This window comes from Acetobacterium fimetarium, from assembly GCF_014284475.1.
GTDB classification, from domain to species: Bacteria; Bacillota; Clostridia; order Eubacteriales; family Eubacteriaceae; genus Acetobacterium; species Acetobacterium fimetarium.
The window spans coordinates 146,486-159,814 of record NZ_WJBC01000002.1 but is presented as its reverse complement, the minus strand read 5'-3'; the positions used below and the strand labels follow the sequence as shown (position 1 = coordinate 159,814).

11 protein-coding genes and 1 pseudogene are annotated in these 13,329 nt (G+C 37.6%); 1 reads left to right on the top strand and 11 read right to left on the bottom strand.

Going from position 1 to position 13,329, the window contains the following annotated elements:
• Window positions 1–68 precede the first annotated feature (68 nt).
• A complete protein-coding gene (locus GH808_RS02050; protein WP_186841144.1) occupies window positions 69–431 on the top strand; it encodes a helix-turn-helix transcriptional regulator in 363 nt (120 codons plus the stop codon).
• Window positions 432–519: 88 nt separating this feature from the next.
• On the opposite strand, the gene GH808_RS02045 is transcribed toward GH808_RS02050, so the two are convergent.
• The 11 genes and pseudogenes from GH808_RS02045 to GH808_RS01995 all read right to left on the bottom strand — a co-directional run bounded on the left by GH808_RS02045 (window position 520) and on the right by GH808_RS01995 (window position 13,131).
• On the bottom strand, window positions 520–1,305 hold the full coding sequence (locus GH808_RS02045) for an HD-GYP domain-containing protein (protein WP_186841143.1): 786 nt from the start codon (window positions 1,303–1,305) through the stop codon (window positions 520–522).
• 18 nt (window positions 1,306–1,323) lie between these two features.
• Entirely contained in the window at window positions 1,324–1,722 is a 399-nt protein-coding gene (locus tag GH808_RS02040) for a response regulator (protein ID WP_186841142.1), read from the bottom strand.
• A gap of 80 nt (window positions 1,723–1,802) precedes the next feature.
• Window positions 1,803–4,853: a PAS domain S-box protein gene (locus GH808_RS02035; protein ID WP_186841141.1), complete on the bottom strand. Its 3,051-nt coding sequence runs from the start codon at window positions 4,851–4,853 to the stop codon at window positions 1,803–1,805.
• Between the two features lie 47 nt (window positions 4,854–4,900).
• A complete protein-coding gene (locus GH808_RS02030; RefSeq protein ID WP_186841140.1) occupies window positions 4,901–5,371 on the bottom strand; it encodes a chemotaxis protein CheD in 471 nt (156 codons plus the stop codon).
• An 8-nt stretch (window positions 5,372–5,379) separates the two neighbouring features.
• The gene (locus tag GH808_RS02025; RefSeq protein WP_186841139.1) at window positions 5,380–6,408 is read right to left on the bottom strand and encodes a protein-glutamate methylesterase/protein-glutamine glutaminase; all 1,029 of its coding nucleotides are present in this window, start codon (window positions 6,406–6,408) and stop codon (window positions 5,380–5,382) included.
• 3 nt (window positions 6,409–6,411) lie between these two features.
• Window positions 6,412–7,227, bottom strand: coding sequence for a CheR family methyltransferase (locus tag GH808_RS02020; protein WP_186841260.1), 816 nt, complete (start codon window positions 7,225–7,227; stop codon window positions 6,412–6,414).
• 67 nt (window positions 7,228–7,294) lie between these two features.
• On the bottom strand, window positions 7,295–8,695 hold the full coding sequence (locus GH808_RS02015; RefSeq protein ID WP_186841138.1) for a HAMP domain-containing methyl-accepting chemotaxis protein: 1,401 nt from the start codon (window positions 8,693–8,695) through the stop codon (window positions 7,295–7,297).
• A gap of 68 nt (window positions 8,696–8,763) precedes the next feature.
• The gene (locus GH808_RS02010; RefSeq protein ID WP_186841137.1) at window positions 8,764–9,270 is read right to left on the bottom strand and encodes a chemotaxis protein CheW; all 507 of its coding nucleotides are present in this window, start codon (window positions 9,268–9,270) and stop codon (window positions 8,764–8,766) included.
• A 40-nt stretch (window positions 9,271–9,310) separates the two neighbouring features.
• Window positions 9,311–11,380 (bottom strand): annotated as a pseudogene (locus tag GH808_RS15720) (chemotaxis protein CheW).
• Between the two features lie 64 nt (window positions 11,381–11,444).
• The gene (locus GH808_RS02000) at window positions 11,445–12,053 is read right to left on the bottom strand and encodes a TetR/AcrR family transcriptional regulator (protein WP_186841136.1); all 609 of its coding nucleotides are present in this window, start codon (window positions 12,051–12,053) and stop codon (window positions 11,445–11,447) included.
• A gap of 262 nt (window positions 12,054–12,315) precedes the next feature.
• Entirely contained in the window at window positions 12,316–13,131 is an 816-nt protein-coding gene (locus GH808_RS01995; protein WP_186841135.1) for a nitroreductase family protein, read from the bottom strand.
• Window positions 13,132–13,329: the final 198 nt, after the last annotated feature.

The window sequence follows — 13,329 nt, the reverse complement described above, 5'->3', positions numbered from 1 at the left end:
AATAATGAATGAAGAATCTGTGAGGATTAAATAAAATACGACAGAATCATTTTGACAAGGAGGCAATCATGAAAACAAACGGAAAAATATATTTAACCGAAACTCAGTTCAGTAATAAAGCCCGTACAAGTGAATTCAATCAAGACGAATGGGTTGATGTGCCATTGCCAAATAACATGGCTAATTGGCGTGATACCCTTGATCTCTCAGTTTATTCTCTGTCGCAGGCCCTTGAACAGGAAGGTTTTAAATTTCCTTATCAGTATATTGAACGAGTAGAGAATGGTCTGCAACTTCCATCAATTGAGTTTTTGTATGCTTTAAAAAAAGTTTTCAGAATATCCATTGATGCATTGTTTTTTGAAGATTCCCCAAAACCCAAGGGCAGTCAGGCAAATTGCGAAAAAAAAGATGTCCGTATGGTCCATTAATCCCTTAACATTAAACTTATTCTTTGTTTGTGATTTTGCAAAACACCTCTTCAACATCATTGCCGAAGAGGTGTTTTGCGCAAATTCATTAATGCTTTGCCATTGAAGTCTGCTTGAAATCGTAGACCGGGATATTACCCAGAAAAAGTCGCAATACCCGCTCATCCAGCGTCTTCCTTCCGGTATCACTGAGATATTCAATGGCATCAATTGGTTTTAGCCCTTTTTTGTAAACTCGGTCAGTCGTCATTGCATCATATACATCCGCTACAGCCACTATTTTAGGAAGGACACCGACATAATCTGACTCTGCATTTAATGGATAGCCACTTGCATCAATTCTCTCATGATGAAATAAAACAGCACGCTTAACATCCAGATTAAATTCAGTGAATTCATTTAACAGAAAGTACCCATACAAGGGATGTTTTTGTATCTCTTCATACTCTTCGTTTGTCAAACGACCTTTTTTATTTAAAATCTCACCCGGAATATAAATTTTTCCAATGTCATGTAATAGTCCAGCTTGAGTGGCATTGATTATTGACTGATCGGAAAGCCCCATCCAGATCGCAATAAACATGGAATAGAATGCAGTATTAATACTGTGAGTAAAAGTATACTCATCCATTTTTTTTATTTGATCAAGTGCCGCAATGATGACCGCATTGCCATTGATGCTTTCATACATGTGAGCAAGGTATTCGGTAATTCGTGTGTAAGTATATTCTTTCTGAAAAATTACATTACTCAAACATTTTTTTAATTCCAGCAATATTTCCCGATTCAACTTATCTGTTGACGTTTCATCCAATTCGTATATCAAATCAGTCAATGGTTCTTTTATATTATATTTTGATTCTTCAAGCTGCATTTTTTTACCTCTGTTTGATTATTTTTTTGCTATTCCTAATTTGTTCATCACTTCAACGAGTTTATCGGTATCGATGGGTTTTGCAGCATAAGCCTCGCAGCCTATTTCAAATGCCTGGTGAACGAATTCGGTGTCAGCCAAAGCCGTTATGATGATAATTTTAACCTGATCTTCCGTCATAATTTTTCTTTGTTTTTCAAAATCCCTGATGGCTTTGAGAACTTTTATACCATCAATTTTCGGCATCATAATATCAAGAAAAATCAAATCGTAAGGCTGTTTTTCCTTTTCTGCAATTAAATATGCATCCAATGCTTCCATCCCATCGACGACAATGTCACATTCTCCATATTGTTCCAAAAATTTTGATAAAAACTTTCTGCTGATCATATCATCTTCTACAATTAAGATTTTCATTTTATTCTTTTCCTTTCCTGTTTAAATACTGATTCATTACAAGATAAATCTATCATGGTCTGCTGATCTGCCTTTTTTTATTAAACGGTCTTTTTAAACACTTCAAAGATCTCACTCAGTCCATGTGCTTTTTTAACAGCTTCATCATAGTCGCCTCTTCTTGCATCCAATTCAATCTTAAAAGCAATTGTTTTCAGATCTTCAATTTCCAATTCACTTGCTAAGCTCTTTATTCTATTAGCCAGCGTTTCAAAAGATGTCAACTCGCCATTTTTAATTTTATTATTCAGTAAATCAATTGCTTCAGAAAGTTTCCTGATTTCGGACTCATCGTGAAGTGTATTTTCATTTTTTTTCTTCTCGGAAATAAGAACTTCTCCGTTTTCATTAAATGAAATACCAAAGTTATCCAGGTTTGTATTTTTTTGTTTTTCGGCAATCATCTTTTCAATTGCATAGACCAGTTTTTCAACTTTTATCGGTTTAGAAATATATTCATCCATGCCTTGGGCTAAAAACCGTTCCCGATCACCATGAAGAGCATAGGCTGTCAGCGCAATAACCGGTGTCATTTTATCAGTCTCCCGGATTCTCTTGGTTGCTTCGATTCCATCCATTCCAGGCATTTGAATATCCATCAGAATGATGTCATAGGCATTTTTTTTTGCCATTTCAACTGCTTCAAATCCATTGTTGGCGATATCCACAGAATATCCGCATTCTTTGAGCATACGAGCTGTAACGAGCTGGTTGACTTTATCATCTTCTGTCAGCAGTATCTTATAATCTTTGTCAATGGTATACACCTCACGGTTTATTCCCGATTGTTCATGATTGGGTTTGCCGGCTTCGAAAACTAATACAAAGGAAAACTTGCTTCCTACCCCCTTTTTACTTTCTACCCATATTTTTCCATTCATAATCTCAACAAGCTGTTTTGTAATGGCCAGCCCCAAGCCTGTTCCCCCAAATTTTCTCGTGAATGAGCCATCAACCTGTTTAAAACTTTCAAAAATACTAGTCAAGTTCTCGCTGTCAATACCAATGCCGGTGTCTTCAACTTCAAAAAGTATTTTTATAGAATCATCTTCTGTAGAGATTTTTTTTATTCTAACCCAGATCTCACCATTTTCAGTAAACTTAATGGCATTACTGATCAGATTATTGAGTATCTGCTGGACTCTGTGGGAATCCCCAACCAGATAGTGTGGTGTCGCAGCTGAAAAAGCATAGTTAAGTTCAATCCCCTTTTTTAATGCATGCGGGAGTTGCGCTTTTATTGTATGTTCAATCAGTGATTTTATGTCGAAGTCAGCTTTTTGAATCACCATTTTCCCAGCTTCCATCTTTGAAAAATCCAAAATGTCGTTGATAACATTCAACAATGCATTGGCGCAGGTTTTAACAATTGCGATATTCTCCTGCTGATCTGGGCTTAAATTTGAGAGTCGCATCAAATCAACCATTCCCACAATGCCATTTAATGGCGTTCTGATTTCGTGACTCATATTTGCCAAAAACTCACTTTTGGCTCTGTTGGCAATTTCTGCCTCTTCTTTCGCCTGATGCAGAGCACTCTCGAATTCTTCTCTCTCCGTAATATCCCGAATAATAGTAATGATTACTTTTTCACCATTGATGTAACACCGATCGCAAAACACTTCAACCGGCAGTAATGTTCCATCTTTCTTTTGAGCCAATGCCCGAATGGTTACATACCCATTTTTGATCAGTTTCTGTGAATAGCTCTCCATGCTGTGCTTCGCATCGACGAGCCGGACCGGTGACTCCTCAGACGATAAGAACTCCTCATAGCAATAACCGAACATTTCAGTCGCCGTTTTATTAACCTCTATTATTTTTTCGTTGATGCCTTTGCTGCCAAATCTCTGCACAAATTTGGCGTCGACTGAATTATTGAATATTTCACGAAATTTTTCCTCATTCGCTTTCAGTGCTTTTTCGGAATTCTTCCGGTCTGAGATATCCCGGATAATGCTCAATACGACTCTTTTTCCATTGATTGAAGTGCCTTTGAAACTAATTTCGATTGGTAGCTTGGTTCCATCTTTATTTATTGCCAATGTTTCAAAAACAGACCCGTTCGTATTTCCCTGTTCCATGCGGTCGATGATCAATTTTTTATCGTTAAGTATTAAATCATAAACTATTAATTTTTGCATTTCTTTTTTATCGCAACCAAAAAGATTATACGCCGCTCTGTTCGCTTCAATGATTCTGCCGCTGCTCTTTTCAAAAAATACTATAGCATCCCAAACTTTTTCAGCAAGCATTTTATAACGGGTCAGTCCATCTTCCATCATTTTCCGATCAGTGATATCAAAACCCAGACCGATATAGCAGATATTAACGCCATCGATTTCGTGTAAGGGACAGTAAATACCCTGTATCCAGCGATATTCGCCACTTGCATGAAGCATTCTGAATTCGATTTTAAAAGAACTTTTATTTTCAAACGCAACATTCAGTAATCTCAAATAGTGATTTCTGTCTTCCGGATGAATCATCTCAATCCATTTATCACGACTGTATTTCTGCTCATCTTTTCCGGTAAACAGGAACCAGCTCCGGTTGGTAAAAACAATATTCTCTTTGACATCCATTTTCCAGATTATATACGGAAAATTTTCAAACATCTGAAGATAATAATCTCTCGATTCTTCGATTGAGATTTCATTTTTTTTTCCCTCTGTGATATCTTCAAAAGTGATCACCAGATTTCTGGCATTTTCCTGAATCATAAGTGCAATATTTATTTTAAACCAATAATCGTTTTGCAGGTATCCGGAAAGCATGCTCTTTTTGAATTCCAGTTTGACTGATTTTTTTTCCAGGCTCAGCACCTTTTCAATTTCGATCTGCAGTTCACATTGCTCACATTCCCGATCAAAGCCACATCCCTTTTTATTCAAAACACTGTTCTTACACTGAAATGCATCGCCAAATCGTTTTCCCAGAAAATCTTTTCTGGTCCCATTGAAAAACTTCAATAGCGTGTCGTTCACCTTCGTAATGTTTTGGCTTTCATCCAAAACAAGCACACCAACGGAAATAATATTAAACTCCTGCGTGTAACAATCCTCATTATCTGACGGCTTATTTTTTAACATTGCAACCTCCTTAATCATTACCGGTACTCCTTCAGTCACTTTCATCTCTAGATAATAATTTTCTGATGCCAGACAGTGATTTCCCCGGTCGCAACACTCAACTCAACCGTTCTGCTTACGTTCTCACCTGTTTCCATCAAATTTATCTTCAGATTCACATCATCCAAATATTTTTTTACAAACTCGACATTCTTTCGCCCAACATTGAAAGCATCGCAATTTCTTATTGAATTGGCACCACCAAAGACGTTGATGATCAGTTCTCCTTTGCTGCATCCATATTCTTTATGAAATTTATTAATAAAAATCGGAAGACCGGTTGAAGCGTAAAAACAGCAGCGCGTGTCAACATCAACAATCTTAGAAGGGCTTGGTAATGCAATATGAATCAGACCGCCGACCTTTCTTTTCGATGAGTAAGCGGTAATACCGACACAAGAACCCAAAGCATATGTTTTAATGCTATCATTAATATCGTTTGAAATGGCCATTTCGCCGATTCCAATAATTCTGATCATTTTATCACCTACTCGTTTACTGTTGCACGTATTAATTTAGGTATATTTTCCAAAGGAGCCTGTATTTCGACTCCGCCGATATTATAGGCAACCTGTGGCATTCCATAAACGACAGAAGATTCCTCATCCTGACCAATCGTTACGGCACCGCTGCTGCGAATGCTGAGCAGTCCTTTGGCTCCGTCCGACCCCATGCCGGTAAGAATAATCCCAATTGCCTTTTTGCCGGCTTCTTTTGCAACCGATTCGAAAAGAACATCAACTGATGGACAATGTCCATTTACTTTCTCACCTGTAAATACTTCCACTTTATATTTTTCTCCAATTTTTTTCACTCTCATATGCTGTCCTCCCGGGGCAAGAAGGACTTTTCCCGTCTCAACGATATCACCATGCTCGGCCTCTTTGCATTCAAGTGGTGTTTGTAAATTGAGCCTTTCAGCATACATTTTGGAAAAAACCGGTGGAATATGCTGAACAATAACAATGCCGGGGCAATCTGGCGTCAAATTTTTTAAAATATTGAAAATGGCCTCCGTTCCACCCGTAGAAGCACCAATCGCAATCAGCCTATCTGAAGACACATTTAATTTACCAATTAATCGTTGTTGTGTCGTTATCTGCTTTGAGACAACAGGTTTTCCCTGTACTGCCCATTTGATTTTCTTTCTTAATTCATAAAAAAAGTCATCAACATTTTTGGAAACATTGAGATTAGGTTTAGATACAAAGTCTGTTGCCCCGACATTCAAAATTTCCAGCAATTCTAGACTGAATGAACTAACCACAATTGCTGGGAGTGGATACTGCGGAATTAATTGCCTCAAAAATTCAACGCCGTTCATTTTAGGCATTTCGAAATCACAAGTGATTACATTGGGTCTGTACTGCAGTATTTTATCTCTCGCATCATAGGCATCCTGAGCTGTTGCCACCACTTCAATATCCGGATCCAATGACAATCCCCATGACATCACGTCTCGATAAACCCTGCTGTCATCTATAATCAAAACTTTTATCTTTTCTTTTGTTATCATTTCTCAAGCCTTTCTGTAGATGGCCGGTAAAACATATTTGAATTTCGTCTGATCACGAATCAAGGATTCAGAATGACCAATGAATAAAACCCCTCCCGGATCCATGCATTCGTAGAATTTATCGACCAGTTCTATCTTTGTCTTGTTGTCGAAATAAATCATGACGTTTCTACAAAATATGACATGAAATTTTTTCTTAAAAGGAAAATTTTTGCTGATGAGATTGAATTTTCTGAAAATGACTTCTGCCTTCAATCGATCAATAATTGCATCATTTTTGCCATCTATTTCATTAAAATAATTCATTCTAAAATCGATTGGTAAAGAACTCACCTGTTCTTTGGAATAGTGACCATTTTTTGCTTTTTTTAGAATCCCATCTGAAATATCTGTTGCTAATACTTTTGCATCCCAGAATTTTTTTGTATTACCGAAATATTTATCGATGATCATTGCCAGCGTATAGGGTTCTTCTCCTGAAGAACAACCGGCACTCCAGATTCTTAAATCATGATCACTTACCGTATTTTCAAGATGTGGTAACACTTGATCTTGAAAATACGTAAAATGATCAGACTCGCGCATAAAAAAAGTATAATTAGTCGTGATTTTATTAATCAGGGTATTCACAATTCTTCCTGTTTTATCTGCTTTTAACAAGATGAAGAACTCTGAGAAATTTCGGCAATTATTTTCAAGAAGGACATGATGAAGTCTTCCTGTAACCAGGTTCTTCTTTTCATCGTTTAAGTATATGCCGTAGTTGTTTTTTATATAGCCGGTTAACTCTTTAAACTCATTTTCTGTGATAGAAACCATCATGTCTTCCTTTAAGCCTGGTTAAATCGGATCATTTAATTACTGATGATGCCGAATTAAAATATTTTTAATACTTTCCAAATTCATTGTCATTTAAAACAATATGGGTCGGATTGCTCGCCAATTCATTTGTCTCAAAACTCGGTTGATTGCCCCGTTTATTCGAATAAACGTTGTTACTGCTACTTAAATTTCTGAGAATTTCTTCAATATCTGATTTTGATTCCTCTGTCCCTCGATACGAATAATGTGATACTTTTTTCAGGTTGAATCTTTCTGCCTGTTCTCGTAACAACTCAGCTTGACTTGATAATTCTTCACTGGCTGCTGCGCTTTCTTCTGAAGTTGCGGTATTCATTTGGACAACTTCGGATACCTGCATAATTCCCTGATTAATCTGGGAAATTCCGATCGCCTGCTCGTTGGATGCGGTCGCAATTTCTCCAACAATATCCGATACTTTGGTTACATCACCAACAATTTTGTTCAATGCTGCTGCCGTCTTTGTTGCAATCTGCGTTCCGTGATCAACCTTTTTAATGGATCCTTCAATCATTGCCGTTGTTTCTTTAGCCGCATCCGCTGATCGTGCTGCCAGGTTTCTGACTTCTTCGGCAACAACTGCAAATCCTTTTCCATGCTGTCGGGCTCGTGCTGCTTCTACTGCAGCGTTTAATGCGAGTATATTTGTTTGAAAAGCAATTTCCTCAATCACTTTAATAATTTTCGAAATATTATTGGAAGACTCATTTATTTCTTCCATTGACTGGAGCATCAATTTCATTTCACTATTCCCCTGGAGCGCATCTTCCTTCGTGCTCTCTGCAAGTTCACTGGCTTCAGAAGCATTATTCGCATTCAGTTTCGTTTGTGAAGAGATTTCTTCAATCGAAGCGGTTAATTGTTCAATGGAGCTAGCCTGCTCGGTTGCCCCTTGAGACAGACCCATACTTGAATCCGCAATCTGTTTTGATCCTGCCGCAACCTGTATGGCTGCTGAGTCAATACTTGTCATAACATCGTTAATATGATCAGTCATTTTTTGGAACGATCTTCCCAAATCGGCGATCTCATCACCGGTATTGATGTGGATATCCACATCCAAATCCCCTCCCGCAATTTTTTCAGCCGATCCGACCAGTAAATTCAATGGTTGAGTGATCGTTTTAGCTATCTTCAAGCCAACGCCTACCGCGATTGCTATGCCAAGAGCCATGATGACGACCATAACAATGCAGTCTGAATTGAAATTTGCTGTATTCTCAGCCAGCGTCTGCGTCTGGGCTGAAATTGCTTCAGCTGACATGTTTTCGACCGACATCGCATTTGTATACATATTTTCGGCTCTGGTATTGATTGTGTACATGCTGTATATGCCAAACAACCCGACCATTCCAGTCACTACTGCAAATAAGATAAAGCACGTAATCAGTTTTTCTTTTATCTTCAAATTCTTAAATAATTTCATTATTTATTTCCTCCAATAAAGTTTTTATTTAAATCAGTTATAATTTAATTTTCTCATCATTCCGATCGTTAATTCAAATCCTGAATTTCATCCTCATTAACCAATCTATCGCAGTCTAAAAGTAATTTGACTTCATCTCCAACCTTGCCGATTCCCTTCATATATTTCTGGCTATAGCCATCGTCTAAATCAGGGGGTGGCACAATTTCTTCGTCACGTATTGTAATGACCTCTGATACGGCATCGACAATGATTCCTACTGAGATATCCTGAATTTCTACAACTACAATACATGTTTTTTCATCGTATTCTCTAAATGGTTTTTCGAATCTTAATCTGATATCCATCACCGGTATGATTTTGCCGCGAAGGTTGATTATCCCTTTGACATATTCCGGCAATTCCGGAACTTCGGTGATTCTCTGTATTCCGATTATTTCAGTTACATAAATAATTTCCAATCCATACGATTCATTTTCCACTGAAAACGTCAAGTATTGTCCTTCGTCCTTGTCGTCTTCCTCGTCGTATTCTTCAAATTCATTTTCTTCGAATTCTTCAAATTCTTCTGGCATTGTATCATCTCCTCGTATAATAAATTTAAACACAAAGTGTTCAGTTGATTTTGCTGTTTCGTGAATTCAATCCGTCGACGTCGAGAATCAGGCTGATATTTCCGTCTCCCAGTAGTGTGCAACCGGCCAAACCGTCTATTTTTTTCATACGGCTGACGTATTTTGGCAACGCTTTAACGACCACTTCCTGTTCACCCATCAATTCATCTGCAAACAGACAAAATGTTCTGGTATCTCCTTCGAGCATAATCAGGATGCCTTCTTCAATCTTGGTTACTTCTGTTTTGACCTGATAGCATTCATGCAGTCTCAATATTGGGTAACACTGACCACGGATCATAATCATTTCATTGTTATCGGGTCCTCTGAAAATTTCATCAGGTTTTGGTATAAACGACTCTTTGATAGACATAATGGGAAGTGTATAGCATGACTTACCGACTTTGATGTTCATGCCTTCCATAATCGCTAAAGTCAATGGTATTTTCAGAGTGATGACGGTACCTTTTCCTTCAATACTATCAACCAAGATCTTGCCACCGACACTTTCGATGTTTTTAGCAACGACGTCCATTCCTACACCCCGTCCCGAGAATTCGGTGACCGCCTCTTTAGTCGAAAAGCCGGGAAGAAAAATCAGATTGAAAATTTCCTGATCCGTCATTTCAGCCAGTTCTTCTCCACCCAAGCCGTTTTCCATTGCTTTTTTCATGATTGCTTCTTTATTCAGTCCTTTTCCGTCATCTTTGATTAAAATCAGGACTTCTCCGCCGGCATTTTTTGCCTCCAGGGTAACGGTTCCGGTTCCGGGTTTTCCCTGAAGAATTCTAACCTCCGCGGTTTCGATCCCGTGATCAGCGGAATTTCTGACAAGATGCATCAGCGGATCGCCTATTTTTTCAATGATATTTTTATCAACTTCCGTATCTTCGCCAATAATTTTCAAAGAAATTTCTTTGTTTAGTTTTTTACTGACATCTCTGATGATTCTGTTCATTTTATGAAGAGTTGGCCCCAGTGGAACCATTCTAATGGACATCACCATATCCTAGAGTTCATCGGTAATTTTTTTAAGTTGCAACGCCGATTTTTTAAAATTATTCAGAGCCAGTCCATTCAGATCTGGATTATGTATTACCATTGCTTCGGAAATGACAATTTCCCCAACCATATTCATCAGCTTATCAAGCTTTTCAACGCTGACTGAAATCATGCCCTGACTCTGATGTCCACCAGCGGGCACCGTATTTTTTGCTGTTGTCTGTTCCTTCATTTCCGGGATTATTATCTCATCACCCGTCAACAGAATTTTGTTTTCGGTCGATTTCTGTTCTGCAATTTCGGCATATGCTTGAAGATCCACACGCTCAATAAACGCCATCGTTTTAAATAAGGAATGCAGTTTCTCTTCAGACTCCGCGGTTTTTATATAAAGGACGAGTCCATCTTTGCGTATGATCTCAACACAATCGACATCATTGATGACATCTTCAGGATTGCTGATTACCTCTTCTGTCATATCTTTCAAGTTATGTATCACTGTAAAGGCACGGATGTTTTCCATCCCGCAGTCCTCTTCAAATTTCAGAACGGCTTTATAGGTTTTTGTTTGAGTCGCTTTTGCCGAACGGTTGGAACTGATGTAATACTGCTCTTTAACCGGTTCATCATTCACTTTAGCTGTAACTGGCAAATTGTTTAATTTTTTTAATGCCGTTAAATGTTCTTTTATGTTTTCGATTAAATTCTGGGGATCTCCATCTGCTTTTTCTCCGTTTTCAATTTTTTCCAGTTCCATTTTCATAAAGTCGATACTTTCAAGAACAAGATCGGAAAGGGTCGTCATATCAAGTTCCTGTGGCTTGTCTTCCCGGATAAAGTAGAATAAATCTTCGGTCGTATGAGCCAGAACCGAAATGTTGTTGAATAACATCATTGCCGCCGAACTTTTTATGGTATGCATGATTCTGAATATTTCATTGATTGTATCAGTTGGATAGGTTTCCAGCGTTTCTGTTTCAAGAACGGATTGTTCCACGTGTTCCAATTGCTGCGAAGTTTCAAAAATAAATACTTCCAGCATTGGATCATTTACATATTGTGATGCCAATGTTGCCGCCTCCTTAAAGTACTTTTTAAATAGAGAATTGCAAATTAATATTTGTAATGATTAACTATGCGTCTTTCGAATGACTGTTTTCTGAAAAAGCAGCTAAAACTGCATTGACCATTTCCCTTGATTTCTCATTAATTGAAAAATCAAATTTTGACATCCGCCATTTCAGACAAAGTTCTCTGCTGGCGCCTGATAGAATCGCTTCAATTAATCGAGCTTCAATGTTCTTCTGGATGACTCCATTTTTCTGGGCTTCTTTCACTGTTTTAAAAATGAAATCCGCTCGTTTATCTATGATGCTGCGAACCTTATCAGATAATTCAGGATCACACATCAAGCTGTCATATGACTGAACAATCACCGTGATTTCAGGATAATTTTCGTAATATTCAGCGTAGGCATTAAAAAAGTATTTAATTGTTTCTAAAGAAGAAAGCTTATTTACTTGACATGTTTCTATAATGGCATCATCGAACTGACTGAATTGATCAATCACCGCTAGTAATATTTCAGTTTTGTTTTTAAAATGTCTAAATAGTGTCCCTTCTGATACACCCTCACGTTTTGCGATCAATTTTGTTGATAAATTTTGAAGTCCAACTTGATTTAACGTTACTATTGTAGATACGATAATACTTTCTCTTCTTTTTATCAAAGATCCTTTCATTCTTTCGCCTCCCGGAGTGATTACTCACTCCTATAAAATTATTACATCTTTTCATTCTTTTTTGTCAATCTGTTTTATAAGTTTTTTCGAAATGCTTAAGTTTTTTCCAGGGCAACTCACATCATTAGTCAGTATCTACATTGTAGCTGGCACAAAAATAGGCCAATTAGTTTATCATCATGCCCACGATCTTTCAAAATTTCGCACGCAGTTAGTTACTAATTGGCCTATTTATTATTTATTGCTTGATCTCGTCTTATGGTTATACTGTCGCCAAATTTGAATCATGAACGCAGACTTGTATGGCATTGGTTTCATCAGATAATTCTTTGTTAGAATTATTTTCGGTTTTATTAATTACGAATTCTCCGCTGTTTCCCCATTTCCATTTGCCGATATTGTCAGCACCGATTTCAAAGTGCAATTTTGCAATACCTAAATCGATCATTTCACAACCCAGCTTCAATATAACAAAGGCATTGAATTTTCCATTTTTATATATAAATTGCACCGGTTGCTGATTGACTGCTGAAGGTGCGCGCTGCACTGCCTTCATCCCATCCAGGATCCACTCTGGTATCTCAATATCTGATTTTAACATCTCTTCTGTTTTTTTTGTCTTTCTGTGCATGATAGAGCAAATTGCTTTCTCTTTAAATGACAACGCTTCCGGAGCATGACCAATCGTAATGATTCCACGAAGCGTTTCATCTGCTCCAATATCGCATTGACATGATTTTTCTTTGTAGCTTCCACCTACCCAGCAAGTATCAAGCTTGAGAAGTTTTGCTTCAAGCACAATACGCTCGCCGTAATAACCAATTTTCTCAGCCAAATCCAAGTCACTCTTTTTTCCCACCAATGCGATATAGTTTCGCACATTTTTAAACATCCCGTAACTCATTTTAACGCCTGAAAGGGCATCGTTATTATTTATGCACAATTGCAGGTGCAAGCCACTTTCTTCATTGGCCTGTTCAATCAGATTTTGCAATCGCTCTACAGCGATATCATTGATTGGTTTTTCTAAATACGATCTTCTTGATCGTCTATCTTCAATGGCTTTTTTATAATCCATTTTTTTCTCCTATCTCAGTTTCATTCTGTTCTTAATATTGCGAATTCTTACGTACTGTATTTTATTGTTCCATACAGTTTTAACAGAATAAACCGGAGGATGCAAGATGTTTATAAATGTTTTGCCTTGCATTCACGATTGATTGTCTTTCAGATAAATCCAACTTCTTTAAATATACGCGATCATGTGTGCTATAAT